This window comes from Microbulbifer maximicatervae (SeqCode) (assembly GCF_056232625.1).
Map to the genome: position 1 here is coordinate 2894753 of NZ_CP174324.1, position 15862 is coordinate 2910614.

Below are 15862 nucleotides of genomic sequence, written 5' to 3' on the forward strand. Positions count from 1 at the left end.
CTCAATCTGTCATTTTTAGTGTTGATTTAAAATTCTGTGACTCTGCACAAGTAAAAAGTTCAGAAAAAACATTGTGAAATAATTTTTTTGCGGCTGACGAGCTATAGTGTTGTTCGGCCATTTCAATACCGCGAGCACCCATTTTCTCTTTAAGTGGTCGGTCTGAGAATAACTGTAATATTCTTTTAGACACTAAATGATAGTTGCCAAGCTCCACTAAAAACCCGTTATATTCATTAACGATCAATTCGGGAATAGCCCCCCATGAATATCCGATTACTGGAATTCCTGATGACATACCTTCTAAAACTGTTCTACCAAAAGACTCTTTAAAGTGTGATAAATTTAGCAAGATATCAACTTCTTTATACATAGCATGAGCCCCATCTTCGTAATCAATAAATTTTAGCGCCGTAACTCCTTCAGCCTTTACACTTTCTTTCAAGGTTCTTATATATTCATTATGTGGGCCGGCAAGGATAAAATCTATTGGGTAATTACGCAACAATTTAGAAAGTTCAAAGAAATCATAAATTCCTTTCTTTGGCAAGTTGCTACTTATAAGTCCAACTGTAAATCTACCGCCATCTCTCAAAGATCTATTGCTTAAAGGCGGCTTATTTTCTCTGCTAATGAAATTCGGAATTACACGAGACTTTGGGCTGTCAATCCATCTATTAACCAGCTGAGAATTTGCTATTATCAAATCGGACGACTGGATAACTGTTTCTCTAATATAATCAGATGATGCACATAATAAATCACATAAATCTCTGTCCGATTCAGGGTATTCGCGTACGTGGGTTATCGTTTTAATACCGCAATATTTTGCTGCCAATCCTGCCAAGTCAACAGTACATGTGTTTGTATAGCACGCATCTACTTTAAAATCTTTAATTATATTGACAAAATTGCTGTGACCCACTTCACACGCTTTCACTCCAGCTTTCCACCAAAGGTACGGAAAAATAAATAAATAGGAGCAAAATTTCTTTATTGTATTTATGTAAGGTATGTTACATCCACTAGGCAGGGTCACTAAAATATTGAAGTTTAGTGAGTAAAGGATACTTAGTACATCTATGAGGCTCCTTTCGGCACCAAAGAGCTGTGCGCCGGCCTGATGTCCACAAATAAGAAGTGTTTGATTTTTATCAGAGAAAGATATATTTCCTCTTAACTTAACGGTGCCCGTATAATCAATATTAGATTTCTCAGTGAGAAACCTATAAATTAGCTCTTTTTTACTTAGCGGGCTATTCTGATGCAATAAAGAATAACCTGAGACACTAAACGTTGGGCTTGGATCTTTACCTAATTCACAACCTGTGTTCCAGAAATGCTCAAAGAGGTCAATCTTTGAATCAATTAAACTTGGGTTTGCTTTGGCGTACCAATTAGGATTGAAAATTCCTGATTGCTTAACTAAATCTATAGGTTGTACATTATCTACAGTTTTTTGTTCTGAAAGAATTTGCTTAGGGGCAATAAACTTTCTCTTAGTTTGATCACTTTTTATATACAGATCGCAATTTTTGCTAGCCTCCTTATGCCAATTTTGTGCTGAATCTATATACCATTTTCTGATTCCATAAATACTACTAGAAATATGAGTCGAACTAGTTTGGGTGAGTGAATTTGGATGAGTTCTACCAAAAGATAATGGGCAACTAGGTAAAACTTCAACAATTGCATTTTCACCATATGCAGCTATAATTCTGTAATAATATTCCGTATCAGCGTTAATTTTTACAGCATCCCAGAAACCAATTCGATCTACAACAGCTCTCCGAAACATTAGAGAAGATACATTTCGATGCACTAAACTGCCATCGATTCTCCAGCTATCAAAAAATAAATCTTCACTACATCTACTCCAAGAAGAAACGCTGGCTACAGCATCTCTATTTTTTTGTAGAGCTAAAGCCTGCCTTTCAATTTTTTGGGGATGCGACCAGTCATCGCTGTCATGTATTGTAATCAGATCTCCTTGGGCGATTTTAAGCCCAATATTTCTCGATAAGTAGGTCCCTATGTTTATCTCATTAGTAATTATAACCAACGACATTTTACTGAGCTTTTTGACGTGAGAATCAAGCTCATGTAAATACTCATAGGTTCCATCATTACTCCCATCATCTACAATGATAATCTCAATGTTTGCCCATGTCTGACGCAAAAGACAATTAATAGCTGTAGGTAGTTGCCCAATTGAGTTGTACGTAGGTACTATTACTGAAACTTTGACAGGATTAAAATTATAAGCTGTTTTGTCTACAATACCTTCTAAGCAATCTATTGTTGCAGATTTCTCATGGTGAGACTGAAGTGTAAGTAAATTATTCTGTTTAAGGAGAGCGTTAAGAATATTAATTTTTTTTGCTTCATGTTTTTTTGAAAAACAGTTTGCCAGAAGCAGGTATTTATCTACACCCAAGTCATTTGGAATAATAGATTTCTTAAGTAGCCCTTCAGCTATTGAAGCTCTACCCTGTTTAATAAGGAAGTTAAGATAGAATATATATGCATCTTTATTGATGGAAAAGAAATAGTTATTCTCCGATAAGGGATGTAGATATTTGGCGACTTTACTTGCGTTTGCACTAAATGAAAACCATCGCACTAGACTCCAACTAGCGTAACATCTCTCATATTGGTTTGGATTGCTTGGTAAGGCTAGTTTTTGTAGTTCCGGAACTGCAACCTCCTCACAACCACGCCAGAGATGATAGTCCAAGAAAGAGCTTCTATTTTGACATGGAGTTCTGCCTTCGTTGCGGCCATACTTTACATAGTGCTGCCAAGGATCTATTCCTGCTCTTTTCACATCTGGATAGTTGGTTATATACCAATTTGAATCGAAAATGTCCTTTTCTGAGTCCAGTATGTATCCCTCTCTTCTGATGAAATTTTTCACAAAAGATAAAAGTAAAGTATAATTTTTTTTCAGAGAAAGAGAAAACAAAAGAACCTCTTTAATTTTTACTCAATTTAACATCCGCAGATTTACACCTGCTTGTAATTATTTAAGAAGTGGATGAGCGGATTTATACCCTGCTCTTTTACCTCGGGATGTTTCTCAAGGTAAGACGCAATATTAAAATTAGGACTGGGATCCCTACCTTCAAACCCCCCATATTTAAGGAAATGCAGCGCCGGGTTCTTTCTTAGAGAGCGGTTCGCATACACGTCAGGATTTTTCGAAAGGTACCATGAAGCATCGAAATATCCAGAACTCAAAATAGAATACACTTCTCTTTTTGAATAATCTATTTTCCTTATTATAGCCTTAAGACGCCGAAGGTTTAGCGCCGATTTTTTCTGCACGGCACTTGTATTGTTGTTAAGATTGCTAATTGGAGTTGTAACCAAAGCCTTACTTTGATTCGCCCCATCTGCGTTATCTGAAGGCTTTAAATTCCTATATGATTCAAGCTCTTGTGTAAGAAATGCAATTTCTTTGAACCTCTCATTAAGCTGCGCCTCTACTTTACATAGTTTATGCATGAGAGAATTATTTTCGAAAAGTAAATCTTTATATTTATGTCTCTCTTTACTTAATTGTCGCTTTAAAGAGGACACATTATCATTGCCTTTCACAATGTCACTTTTCTTAACACTTAACATTTTCACCCCTTTATTTAAAGACATTTATCGATATTAATGTTTTCATAATGGATTTCGGGCGGCACTCCAAAAACCTCCTCCGAAACCCTATAACATTTTTCTTTCAACTCATTTTTTAGATTTTCGTCAGAAAAAATTATGCCCTTCTCTTCTACCGAAAATTCTGGGTAGGCATCTAGTTTATTTGCAAGTAGAGTCGGGGAGCATGCTAGATAAAACTTGCTAGCAACTTTGTCTCCAAAAACAATTGGAAACGCTTTGCCCTCTGATATTAATTTAAAATATCCATCACTAAGCCTGTATTGTTTCTCATTAAACATCGGCCAGTGGAATAGAGCCAGCCTATAACCTTTCTCATAGAGTTTTTCACAGGCCTGTATGAGATCATGATCTTGATTTTTGCTTGAAAAATCAGAAATAATGATAAAATCATATTTTTGTAATTCATGAGCTTTCCTTAGCATTCCTTTAGGAATACTAACTGCCCTTACAGTTTCATTTTCAGCTTCTGAAAGTAAATTTTGAGATTCTCTATGCTTCCATGCACAAATTTCTCTATATATATGTCGTAGCCCATAATAGACAGTTTTAACATGGGTCGCCTTTGTCCTGGTTAAAGAGCCCTCGTCGTCAAGTGCTAAAGCTAGCGGCACATTTGGACAAACTTTCTCGATTGAATCTTTGCCATAGGCTTGCTCCACTCTCCAAATATATTCAGTATCAGCGCCTATACGTACTTCATCCCAAGAGCCCAATTCTTGGTAAACCGAACTTCTAAACATAAATGAAGAGTGACTCCAATGGATGAGGTGGTCACTGGGCCGCCAGTTTTGAGTGAAATTTAGATTTTGGTGACACCTAATCCAATGAGCAATCACTCCTTTAAGGCGTGGAGAATTGTTTAATGCTTTAACCTGAATTTCAATTTTTTGAGGGTGCGACCAGTCATCAGAATCGTGCGTAGTAATGTAATCTCCCGTCGCATACTTCAATCCTATATTACGGGCGGCATAGGCGCCTCCATTTTTCTCAGCACGGATAGCTTTTACGCGACTATCTTTCTTTTCATATTCAGCAGCAATTTGATATGTATCATCTGGACTGCAGTCATCCACTACGATTATTTCGATATTCGTCCAAGTCTGATTGAGGAGCGATTCGATTGCCACATTAATTCTATCGGCCGCAGAATAAGCAGGGATAATGATAGAAACTTTTTTCGCGCTGTCGTTAATGACTGAAGGTTGAGCTTTCTTTCCTACAATATTAGTGAAGGTAAGAGGAGCATTCCTGTTTATTAACTCAATTCCTGAAAAACCGTTATCTTCATAAATCGAATTTAATATTTTTATTCTCTTTTTATCGTTACCTATATAGCCATTCATCAAGAAAAATTTGGCATCGCTATCATGAGGATTAACTTTTAGAAAGCTCTTCAAGAGCCTTATAGTTTTCTGCGGCTTCCCAAACCTTTGTAAACAAACTGAATTTAATAGGACTCTAGCTTTGTCTAATTTTTTGAATGGCAATAGCTGAGCCATTTGGTCGGCTAATTCTTTTGCTTTACTATCTTCCCCTATGAAAGAGTACCACCGGGCAGACTGCCAGGCAGCTTCGTACCTCTCGTAAAGGTCTTCAGTTTCATCTTGTCGAATTGAATTTAATTCCTCTAAGGCACTAGTTGAGTGCCCTCCCCATAAATTATGGGACATAACTTCAACTTTGCCGCGCCTCGCTCTCCGGCCCTCTTTCTTCCCATATAAAACAAAGTGGAGGAGAGGGTTAATCCCGCTCTCCTTCACATCAGGGTACCTATCCAAATAGTAAGAAGTATCGAAATTTTTTCCAGGATTACGCCCCATCTTTGCACCATAAATAATATAGTGCATTGCTGGATCCATCCCAAGAATGGCCACATCAGGGTAGCTTTTCAAATACCAGTTTTTATGTAAATGCTTTGACTTTTTTAACAGTATTGCCTGACTTCTCAGATTCATAACTAACTTACTACCGTTGATACCATTATATTTGAAATTTAACTTTAGTCTTTTCCAAACAAATCGCGAGTATATATTTTCTCAAGAACATCTTTTAAATCATCGGTAATACGATTAGCAAGGATTACATCGCATCTAGCTTTAAAATCTTCTAAGTCATTCACTACTTCCGAGTGAAAAAATTCTTTATCTGATAAGACAGGCTCATAAACTACTACTTCGATTCCTTTTGCTTTAATCCTCTTCATTACACCTTGCATCGCGCTAGCCCGGAAGTTATCTGAGCCTGCTTTCATGATTAACCTATAAACCCCAACTACTTTTGGATTTCTTTTTACAATGCTATCAGCAATAAAGTCTTTGCGTGTTACATTAGCATCGACTATCGCTTGTATCATATTGTTGGGGACGTCTTGATAGTTTGCGAGAAGTTGTTTTGTATCTTTCGGCAAGCAATATCCACCATAGCCAAAAGATGGGTTATGGTAATGCGTACCGATTCTAGGATCGAGGCCTACGCCTTCAATAATTTGGCGAGAATTCAAATCATGTGTTTCTGCATAGGAGTCTAATTCATTAAAATAAGCTACACGCATTGCAAGATATGTGTTTGAGAAAAGCTTTATTGCTTCAGCTTCAGTACTATCAGTAAATAAGGTAGGGATATCACGTTTATTAGCTCCCTCTTGCAGTAAGCCAGCAAATTTTTCCGCTCTTTCTGATCGCTCGCCTACAATTATTCTAGAAGGATTTAAATTGTCATATAGTGCTTTGCCTTCTCGTAAGAATTCTGGTGAAAATATAATATTTTCAACTTTTAGGAAGTCTTTTACTTTCTGCGTGTACCCAACAGGCACCGTTGACTTTATAACCATCACAGCCTGTGGGTTCAACTCCATTACATCCTTGATAACAGACTCAACACTTTTTGTGTTAAAGTAATTCGTTTCTGGATCATAGTCAGTTGGTGTGGCAATTACTACGAAATCAGCACCTTCGTACGCTTCATGCTTATCAAGCGTTGCTCGAAAATTCAACTCTCTATTACCAAGGAACTCTTGAACTTCAGCGTCAACAATTGGCGACTGCTTGTTATTAAGCTTTTCTATTTTGCTCGCATCGATATCTAACGCTACTACTTCATTGTGTTGAGACAGCAATAAAGCATTTGAAAGCCCTACATAGCCAGTACCTGCAACTGCAATCTTCATGTGCAACAAACTCCTACACCCAAAATTTATTAAATAAATATTATTACGTTTTAAATTTAGAATTTAATTAAGAAGTAAGGCGACTCCACCATGCTTCATTATCCAAATACCACTGCACTGTTTTTTTAATACCTGTATCAAAACTTTCTTTCGGCTTCAGCCCAAGCTCAACTATGGCTTTTTCAGGGTTTATTGCATAACGCCTGTCATGTCCAGGTCTATCAGCAACGTACTGTATTAATTCCTCTGACTTTCCTTCTGCGACTTTAGTAGCATTCGGAAATTTTTCAGAAAATTCATTACGGCTTAAAAAGAGTTCATTTAAGGTTCTACAGATTAAATGGACAATATCAATATTCGTCCATTCGTTCATACCACCAATGTTGTAACATTCACCTATACGACCTTGCCTTATTACCTTATCAATACCGCGTACATGGTCTTCAACATATAGCCAATCTCGGATTTGTTTACCGTCACCATATATCGGTAGTGGTAAATTACGTAAAACATTGGTGATTACTAAAGGAATCAATTTCTCGGGAAAATGATAGGGTCCGTAATTATTGGAGCAGTTACTTGTAGTAATTTTCATGCCATATGTATGATGGTACGCACGAACCAAGTGATCTGATGCCGCTTTACTTGCTGAATAGGGGCTATTCGGAGCATAGGCCGTTAATTCACTAAAGGGTTTATCACTTTGGGAAAGCGAACCATATACTTCATCTGTGGATACATGATGAAAATGGTGATTTTCCGTATTGTACTTCTCGTCTAGCCAAACTTTTTTTGCAGCTTTAAGTAAGCTATAGGTGCCAATTACATTCGTTTCAAGAAAAGCATCAGGACTGTCGATTGATCGATCTACATGACTTTCAGCTGCAAAATGCACCACCGTATCAACAGCATATTCCCTAAGTATATCTTCTACTAATTGTGTATTGCAGATATCTCCATGCAAAAAACGGAAGTTATCTCGCCCCTGAACTGGCTTAAGATTTTCTTGATTACCCGCATAAGTTAGTGCATCCAGGACGATTACAGTATCCTTTGGATAATTATTCATCCAGTAATGTACGAAGTTGGCTCCAATAAACCCAGCTCCACCAGTTACTAATACGCTTCTCACGTTTCTTTACACCTAAAAATCTATATTTAAGATTTATGAAATTCAGTTGGAGCTTCTATAGCTTTGAAGCTAAAGCCAATTTCAATGAACTCTTCCAGCCTCTAAGGTTAACTCCCAAGTCACTCATTAAGCGCGCTTTATCTAACACGCTATACTTGGGTCTTTTTGCTGGTGTAGGGTAATCTTCTGTAGGTATAGCAATTATTTCCGCACGATTTAAGCTTGAAATCAGTCCAGTTTTAAGAGCTTCCTCTTGTATTGCACAGGCAAACTCATACCAGCTAGCTTCCCCAAGATCTGAACAATGATAAATACCTCTTAAACTGGGTCTTTTTATTAAAGCAAATATCACTTCTACTAAAGTTCCGGTCCAGGTGGGCGTTCCTATTTGATCGGAAACTATCCGTAACTGATCGTTTTCTTTCAGCAGTTTCAAAATTGTATTTAAAAAATTCCTACCATAGGCCCCATACAACCAAGATGTCCTGAGTATTATTGACTCTGGCAATACCGCCTGAATTGCTCTTTCTGCCTCTCCTTTAGTTTGGCCATACGCATTAACAGGATTTATACTGTCAGTTTCCTTATATGGACTTGAGCTCTTGCCATCAAAAACAAAATCTGTGGAGATATGAAACAGGCGAGCACCGTACTCTTTCGATGCCAAGGCTACATTTTTAGCCCCTGTCGCGTTAGTTAAGTAAGCAAGGCTATAATTCTCTTCTGCTTTATCAACCAGAGTGTAGGCAGCCGCATTGATAACCACCTCGGGCCCAATTTTTTCAAAAGCGCTAAGCACCTTTTCTTGATCTGAGATATCCAGGTTATCGCGGGACAAGCAAAAGATTTCAAATTCTGGTGGACACATGACTTTCAATGCATGCCCCAGTTGTCCATTTTTCCCTGTTACTAAAATTTTCATAGATGTTAACTTTAACCACCTTTACCATCTACTGTGTGGTTATGTAGCTTACCGATCAATTAATATATTGTTTTAAAGCCAGAATTTACTTCTGTGTACCGAACTTTTAACAAAGTTTATAGCTGAATCTTTACTTCTAAGAGAAATATACCGAGTCACGGAAACACTTCCCTTTACGATCCTTGTCCGACAACTGCGGTTTTTGTCCTTTAGTAATTGGCCACTTAATATTTAAATCAGGGTCATTCCAAATAATCGAATGCTCGAAACTCGGTGCATAATAATTTGTGCACTTATAGCTCACCTCTGCTGATTCACTCATTACATAGAAGCCATGGGCAAACCCTTCAGGAATCCATAATTGTTTTTTATTTTCTGCTGAGAGGCAAACCCCCACCCACTTACCGAAGGATTCAGAATTTTGGCGTAGGTCAACTGCAACATCAAAAATTTCACCACACGTGACTTTTACCAACTTCCCTTGAGCTTGCTCAGTTTGATAATGTAATCCGCGTAAAATGCCATGGCATGATTTACTGTAATTGTCTTGTACAAATTTTCGATCCGCACAAGATTCTCTAAAAATATCTTGACGAAAGGATTCGTAAAAGAAACCACGCTCATCACCGTGTACTTTTGGCTCTATAATTTTTACATCTGGAATAGCGCTTTCAGTAATATTCATACAACTTTACCCTTACGACCCTTCGAAAAGAAGAAGTAGCGTCTAAATTAAAACCTGCCACTTTATGAGGCGGTCTGTCATTTATTCGACCTAGAAGCTCTCACTATAACGACGTTTGTTAAGCAAGGAACCTTCGCCGCTCTCTAGAAGAAGCTGCATTAAATACTTTCCATAGCCACTTTTCATTAGTGGGGCTGCTTGTTTCTCAAGGTCTTCTGCTGAAATAAATCCTTTGCGATACGCTACTTCTTCTGGACAGGCAATTTTTTGTCCCTGTCTTCTTTCAATTGTCTGAACAAAGTGTGCGGCATCAAGTAAATTATCGTGTGTTCCAGTATCAAGCCAAGCACTCCCACGCCCTAACAGGCCGACTTCCAATTGCCCTTTGTCTAAATATATTTTGTTGATATCTGTAATCTCAAGTTCCCCTCTGAAACTTGGTTTAATCTCCCGGGCAAAATCACAAACTTGATTGTCATAAAAATACAAGCCTGTCACTGCATAATTTGATTTAGGAGCTTGAGGTTTCTCCTCTAGGCTCATGACCTTGCCATCTGTATCAAACTCAACAACGCCATAGGCCTCGGGTTCGGCTACTCGATAGCCAAATACAGTCGCTCCCTTTTCCTTCTTACTCGCATTTTGTAATACTTTTGTGAAATTCTGGGCATAAAAAATATTATCTCCCAAAACTAAAGCGCTGCTACCATTGCCAATATGCGAGCGCCCAATTAAGAATGCTTGTGCCAGACCATCTGGCGATGGTTGCACTGCATAAGAAATATTTATACCCCATTGAGAACCATCTTCCAGAAGCTGCTGGTAAAGATGCTGTTCGCTAGGCGTGGTGATTATCAGGATGTCTTTAATATCTGCCAGCATTAAGGTTGTTAGCGGGTAATAAATCATCGGTTTATCATAAACAGGCATAAGCTGTTTACTAACACTTTTGGTCAGAGGGTAAAGACGTGTACCAGTACCACCTGCGAGTATTATCCCTTTTCTGCTTGACATTTCATTAGTAGGCATTAAGGCCTATCCTCGATTTTGCACCTTGTATATCCCCGTCACACAATCTTAGAGGATAGAAATATCGAAAAGGCTGCTGGTCATAAAACCAACAACCTTATCCAAAATTATTCGATGCGTATGGTTACATATTATGGGAGCAAACTGTATTACACGCACCTACACCATGATACGTGCCTTGGTCCATTTCCTGGCGAAACATGAAATAGACCAAAGTCAAGCTTGCCTGTTAGAAAGATAAGACTGCCGCAGCTCCGACAGCGATTCGATAAAGTATTTCGGTAATATCCTTGGTTACCTGTAACTCACTAGACTGGATTTTTGGCATGACCATAATTTCATCGCCTGGACGCAGCCTATCGCCTAGCCTATTGTCAAAATCGCTGCTTTTAATACGGCTAATTGTGCCGTCAAGGTGCAAAATGACAAGTTCTTTACGATTTGCGTTGTTGGCAAATCCTCCTCCCAATTCTATATAGTCTTCCAGTGTATTTTTCTTGTTGTACACCAAAGATGTAGGAAAAATCACCTCACCCACAATAGAAACAGTAGAAGAGCGGAGCGGCACAATAAGCTCATCTCCATCCTCTAGTAGCAGCTCTGCTGCATTCGGGTTGTTGGCTATAACCACTTGCCCCTTCGGTTCTGCTTTTCGTGCTTGCTTTATGAAATTCTGTATCATGACCGCACTATCTTTCTGCGCGGATTTTTCTAAATCAGTATTTGGCTGGCGAGTGAGTACTTCCATCTGTAGAGCATCTAATGACCGCTCTAAAGCAGCCTTCTGTCTTTCAGCGACACTCTTCCTGTAGAGCTGAATAGAGTCAGTATCAGCATTTTCACGGAACTTTAACTGTTCCGTAAGTTCTTCCAGGGTTGCTCCATAAGGTAATATGTAAGTAGCAGGACCATTCAACTCGCCTGATACACGCACTGAGATGGACTCAATATCATTATCGCGTACCAACTCAACTTGGGCTCCAGGGAAGAGGCGAGTAGTCATCGCTTCGGCCAATGGGGAATAACTAGCCTGCTGAAGCCCATCTACTATTTGAGTGATCCTGGCAAAGTTAGCCTGGGAGTCAGGCTTTGTAATTAGGAGTATTTCTCCAAGTTGGGTATATGGTCCCAGAAATTCAATCTGGGCAGACTGTTGAACAGCCCCCTCAATGGTAATTGAGCTATTTCGCGCCCCAACCACTACGACATCTCCATTGCGAAGCTGTAGCGCCGGCATAATACCATCGACCAAGAAGTGATAGAGGTTCACATTCTCTACCAACTCCCCTTGCCTCATAACCTTAATATTTACAAAGCTTCCACTTTCGGGGTCGATACCGCCAGCACTATCTAGATAATATAAGATAGAGTCAGAACTAAACCCGTTGTAAAGGCCAGGATTGTTTACAAATCCTGTCACGAAGACCTTTACAGGCTGGCTGGCTTCAAGGTTCGCATAGGCCTGCACGTTATTCTTAAAAACACGCTTCACATGCCGCAGAACAAAAGCATTAAGGTCTCCGTTTTTTTCCCCTGCAACATGAACCGGTCCCACTTCAGGAATAAATATGTTCCCTTTTGGGTCCACAGGTAAGGTAGCACTGAAACTATAGGCCCCCCAAAGCTGCAGATTTACTTGATCACCAATAGTAATCCGATAATCTGGGTTAAAGCCAACGAAAGGCTGATCCTTAAACCCTCCCTGAAAAAGTGATTGTCCAAAAACCGGTGCACTTACCTCTGGCAGTTCGATATTCTCAACATCATCTATGAGTTGAGTTTCAAGTGCCACTACCGGAGCACAAGTGAGGGAAGCCAATAAGGCAAGGCCCAAGCCAACTCTTTTAATTTTCCCTTTGATCATTTGCACTAATCTTTTCAAGTAAGTAAAAATAAATGTAGGCACTTCGAAGAGCTATAGAAAGCTCGATTCAAAGCAAAGCTTCATATTCTATGATCGCGAATACTTGCTATCAGCATCCTGCCAATTCCATACAGCAACAGTAAAACAATAGCGAAACTCGCTAAGTTATAGAGTTTATGTGGATACTCTGCCTCTTCAGCAATCGATGGACGCGTAACTACCATCAGGTGTTTCAGTTTGCCTGAGGCCTCCATCCGTGCAGTCTCTAATGCCTTAAGAGAGGCAGCATACGCATCAGTTGCAAATTGAAGATCGAGTTCTAAGTTCTGAAAGTGGGCCCCCAAACTATTCAGGCGCTGCTCACCTTCGCCATCTGCAATTCCTACTAAGCGGACTTTCTCTATTTCAATTTGACTCTCCAAAGCCCCGATTTCCGCTTGCATAGAAACAACTTGAGATGAATCAGAGTTGAGATAAGTCTTTGCAGCAGTTAGCTTTGCTCGTTTTTCGGCCAACTGGGCCTCTAAGCCTTGTATAATGCTGCTGATACCGCCAATTATTTCATCTGGACTTACCACATTATTTCGATTTTGAAAATCAAGAATTTCTTGCTTAGCGCTACGCAACTTACTCTGAGCAAGTTCGACCTCACTTTCCACAAATGAAACTTGCTTGTCCGCCAATTGGTTACTTATGGCGTTGACAAAATCTTCAGATTTTTGTGTTACTGTTTCAACAAGAACCTGTGCAAACTCAGCATCAAATGCTTGCATCTCGATCGTAATAATCCCAGTTACTTCATCGTAACTAGCTCCAATATGCTCTCGGTAATACTCTAAATACTCTTCTTGAGTTGCATCGGATGCTAGACGCGAAAAAATATCAAATTCCTCCTTTTGATAATACTTCGCAAGCTCCAACTCCTCATCCAAGTATTTAGCCATGTCAAGGGACTGAATATAGTTCACCACCAAAAAGGAGTCCTGGTTGTCAGAACTCATTCCAGGCATAAGAAAGCCCAATGCAGGAGATGTAGCTTGGGAGGAGGAGCTATCTTTTACAATTAGCTGTGTGTTACTTACGTAGCGCTCAGAAACTCCAAATAGATAGTAAGCACTTAATATAAATAATGGCACAACAACTATGGCTGAAAATCCCCAGCTCTTTTGGCTTTTAATTTCTTTTACTTTTCCTCTTAGTGTTCCATCTCGACCAACGAGCCTTAAGAGAGCGCTACTTAACTTTTGAAAAAAACCCATCTTGCCCCTTCTCTGACATCCTGCCCTTTAGAGAGCAATTTTTGTTGATTTAGCCACAGATCCCTCAGCACTAGCTGCTGGTTTGCCCTTTGGTTCTTTGCCTTCGTACTTTTCAATGGCCTCTTCTACTGTATCAAAAATCGTCAACCCACCATTTTCTAAGTAAATACCGACATCACAGTTTTTCTTTAGCAGCCCCATAGAATGGGCCACAATAATAAAAGTTGAGATTTTTCGCTTTTCCGCAATAATCTCTTGACATTTTTTCCTAAAATGAGCATCACCTACAGACATAACTTCATCGACGAGGTAAGTGTCAAACTCAATAGCAGTACTCAATCCAAAGGCAAGCCGGGAACGCATGCCGGAGGAATAGCTTCTGACAGGTGCATCAAAGTAGTTTCCTATCTCAGCAAAATCTTGGACACGGTCCATTACTTTTCGCTGCCCCGCACCCCAAATACCATGTATACCGCAAATAAATGCAACATTTTCACGGCCTGATAGACTCCTCTGAAAACCTCCAGCAAGTCCCATAGGCCAAGAAATCCGTTGGTCCGTCACAACTCGCCCCGAGTCGGGGTAGTCAATCCCCCCCATTATTCGCAGCAGCGTTGACTTACCGGCACCATTTCGTCCGAGTATCCCAATATTAGCGCCCTCCGGGAGAGTTGCCGTCACCTCCCGAAAAAGTACCTTACGGCCATGGGGGGTTCGATAAGACTTAGTAAGTTTTTCTAACCTGATCACCGGCTACTCACCAAGTCACGCCAATTGGCTCTATAAGTGAGCAAGCCAAAAGCAAGTGTAAATATCGCAATAAATGCCAAGTATACGAGGTTACCAAACATGCCGTGGTACTCGGCATACAGACCTTCTCTTGTAAGCTCAATCACGTGTAAGAGCGGATTCCAAACCAAGTAGCCATGGTACTCTTTAGGTATTTGTTCAAGTGAAAAAAATACGCCGGACAGGAAATACAGTGGCCTCACCACTAGCGGGGACAACTTGGCCACTTCAGGCAACTTCACCCCGACCACACATACAGCCAGACTTAAACCAAAACAGAAACAAAAGAACAGAACGTTTACAGCCACTAGCAATAGGAAATTGTTAAATGGAGCTGAAACCCCAAACCAAGCCAAGACAAAAAGCAAAGTAACCATTGAAGCTAAGTAAATTGCAAGCTCCAGCAAAACTCTCGTGAGGACCGCATCAAATGGCCTAAGCTGCCGATAATTAAATAACCCTTTATTAGTTTCAACAGCAGCCAACCCTTTGTTGAAGCAATGACTGAAGTACAAAAAAGGGGCAATCCCGGCTAACATGAAAAGAGGCGTTGGTACTCCAGGATAGAATTCACGCCCGGCCAGACTGAATACAGCTACTAACACCATAATATGCAGCGCCGGCTCAAGCAGCACCCAGGCATATCCAAGTCGCCACTTGCCAAAGCGAGTTTTCATTTCTCGCATCATCAGTGCATGAATGACATCACGCTGAATCTGCCAGATCGTGCGTTGAACTGTAGGGCCCATATCGGTGTTATTCTTCAGTAAATGTGAAACCGTCTCACTAAAAACGGAAAAAGATCAAAGATAATTCAACTTCTAGGAAATTTCTTCATCTGCAGGCTCGCCAAAAGGGTATTTTCTTCAAAACTACCCTATGGGGTCTTTATGAGTAACGTAAATCTACACGTTTATAGCCAAGATTCCCAATAACTCCAATTTTACACTTAGATTTCGCGGCATCCTACCCCAACTACTCGACAGTAGTCAGCCACAACCAATTACGCGTCATTACGCAACCGAATACGTTAAATGAAAACTGGCGACTAGTAAGATATACCTCTCAAGTTCTTCTCAATATCTACCCGCTGTCATCAACTGACAACCCTGAAACCTTTGCAGTTCACGCTGCTCTTAATTTGGCAAGGGCTATTTCTGGAAAGGAAACCTCTTAGAAATATGCCAGCGCAATAGGGTAAAAGTTGGAAGGTATCGCACTTATTCCTTGATTTCTGTGCCGCCACTTGTCAATGGAGTGTAACCCATTGAATTGTATGCAAAAAAAAAGAGCTTTTACAACGGTTTATAGCTCGTGGGTTTTTATCTACAAACACTATAAACAGCT

General features: G+C 39.8%; 12 protein-coding genes. All 12 read right to left on the reverse strand.

Annotated features, from left to right (window positions below; translation table 11 throughout):
• Position 1: 1 nt before the first annotated feature.
• Positions 2–2965: a glycosyltransferase gene (locus tag ACJJI6_RS12615; protein ID WP_475710693.1), complete on the reverse strand. Its 2964-nt coding sequence runs from the start codon at positions 2963–2965 to the stop codon at positions 2–4.
• A gap of 41 nt (positions 2966–3006) precedes the next feature.
• The gene (locus tag ACJJI6_RS12620) at positions 3007–3627 is read right to left on the reverse strand and encodes a hypothetical protein (RefSeq protein ID WP_475710694.1); all 621 of its coding nucleotides are present in this window, start codon (positions 3625–3627) and stop codon (positions 3007–3009) included.
• Between the two features lie 14 nt (positions 3628–3641).
• Complete coding sequence (locus ACJJI6_RS12625; RefSeq protein WP_475710696.1) at positions 3642–5624, reverse strand: glycosyltransferase family 2 protein; 1983 nt, start codon at positions 5622–5624, stop codon at positions 3642–3644.
• Positions 5625–5668: 44 nt separating this feature from the next.
• Positions 5669–6835 (reverse strand): nucleotide sugar dehydrogenase, encoded by a 1167-nt coding sequence (locus ACJJI6_RS12630; RefSeq protein WP_475710698.1) that lies wholly within the window; start codon positions 6833–6835, stop codon positions 5669–5671.
• Positions 6836–6902: 67 nt separating this feature from the next.
• Positions 6903–7967, reverse strand: coding sequence for a dTDP-glucose 4,6-dehydratase (gene rfbB / locus ACJJI6_RS12635; RefSeq protein WP_475710700.1), 1065 nt, complete (start codon positions 7965–7967; stop codon positions 6903–6905).
• A 55-nt stretch (positions 7968–8022) separates the two neighbouring features.
• The gene (rfbD, locus tag ACJJI6_RS12640; RefSeq protein ID WP_475710701.1) at positions 8023–8889 is read right to left on the reverse strand and encodes a dTDP-4-dehydrorhamnose reductase; all 867 of its coding nucleotides are present in this window, start codon (positions 8887–8889) and stop codon (positions 8023–8025) included.
• Positions 8890–9025: 136 nt separating this feature from the next.
• Positions 9026–9574, reverse strand: a complete 549-nt coding sequence (rfbC, locus tag ACJJI6_RS12645) for a dTDP-4-dehydrorhamnose 3,5-epimerase (RefSeq protein WP_475710703.1) — start codon at positions 9572–9574, stop codon at positions 9026–9028.
• 90 nt (positions 9575–9664) lie between these two features.
• Positions 9665–10603: a glucose-1-phosphate thymidylyltransferase RfbA gene (rfbA, locus tag ACJJI6_RS12650; protein WP_475710705.1), complete on the reverse strand. Its 939-nt coding sequence runs from the start codon at positions 10601–10603 to the stop codon at positions 9665–9667.
• A 229-nt stretch (positions 10604–10832) separates the two neighbouring features.
• Positions 10833–12467: a polysaccharide biosynthesis/export family protein gene (locus tag ACJJI6_RS12655; RefSeq protein ID WP_475710706.1), complete on the reverse strand. Its 1635-nt coding sequence runs from the start codon at positions 12465–12467 to the stop codon at positions 10833–10835.
• 80 nt (positions 12468–12547) lie between these two features.
• Entirely contained in the window at positions 12548–13726 is a 1179-nt protein-coding gene (locus tag ACJJI6_RS12660) for a KpsE/RkpR family capsule polysaccharide export protein (RefSeq protein ID WP_475710707.1), read from the reverse strand.
• Between the two features lie 27 nt (positions 13727–13753).
• Positions 13754–14476 (reverse strand): ABC transporter ATP-binding protein, encoded by a 723-nt coding sequence (locus ACJJI6_RS12665; protein WP_475710709.1) that lies wholly within the window; start codon positions 14474–14476, stop codon positions 13754–13756.
• Entirely contained in the window at positions 14473–15264 is a 792-nt protein-coding gene (locus tag ACJJI6_RS12670) for an ABC transporter permease (RefSeq protein ID WP_475710711.1), read from the reverse strand. Before ACJJI6_RS12670 ends, ACJJI6_RS12665 begins: the two co-directional genes overlap by 4 nt.
• Positions 15265–15862 lie beyond the last annotated feature (598 nt).

Excerpts from the sequence above, each read along its gene's own strand:
- ACJJI6_RS12620 (WP_475710694.1), bottom strand. The coding sequence starts at position 3,627 with ATGTTAAGTGTTAAGAAAAGTGACATTGTGAAAGGCAATGATAATGTG.
- ACJJI6_RS12625 (WP_475710696.1), bottom strand. The coding sequence starts at position 5,624 with ATGAATCTGAGAAGTCAGGCAATACTGTTAAAAAAGTCAAAGCATTTA.
- ACJJI6_RS12630 (WP_475710698.1), bottom strand. The coding sequence starts at position 6,835 with ATGAAGATTGCAGTTGCAGGTACTGGCTATGTAGGGCTTTCAAATGCT.
- rfbD (WP_475710701.1), bottom strand. The coding sequence starts at position 8,889 with ATGAAAATTTTAGTAACAGGGAAAAATGGACAACTGGGGCATGCATTG.
- rfbC (WP_475710703.1), bottom strand. The coding sequence starts at position 9,574 with ATGAATATTACTGAAAGCGCTATTCCAGATGTAAAAATTATAGAGCCA.
- rfbA (WP_475710705.1), bottom strand. The coding sequence starts at position 10,603 with ATGCCTACTAATGAAATGTCAAGCAGAAAAGGGATAATACTCGCAGGT.
- ACJJI6_RS12655 (WP_475710706.1), bottom strand. The coding sequence starts at position 12,467 with ATGATCAAAGGGAAAATTAAAAGAGTTGGCTTGGGCCTTGCCTTATTG.
- ACJJI6_RS12660 (WP_475710707.1), bottom strand. The coding sequence starts at position 13,726 with ATGGGTTTTTTTCAAAAGTTAAGTAGCGCTCTCTTAAGGCTCGTTGGT.
- ACJJI6_RS12670 (WP_475710711.1), bottom strand. The coding sequence starts at position 15,264 with ATGGGCCCTACAGTTCAACGCACGATCTGGCAGATTCAGCGTGATGTC.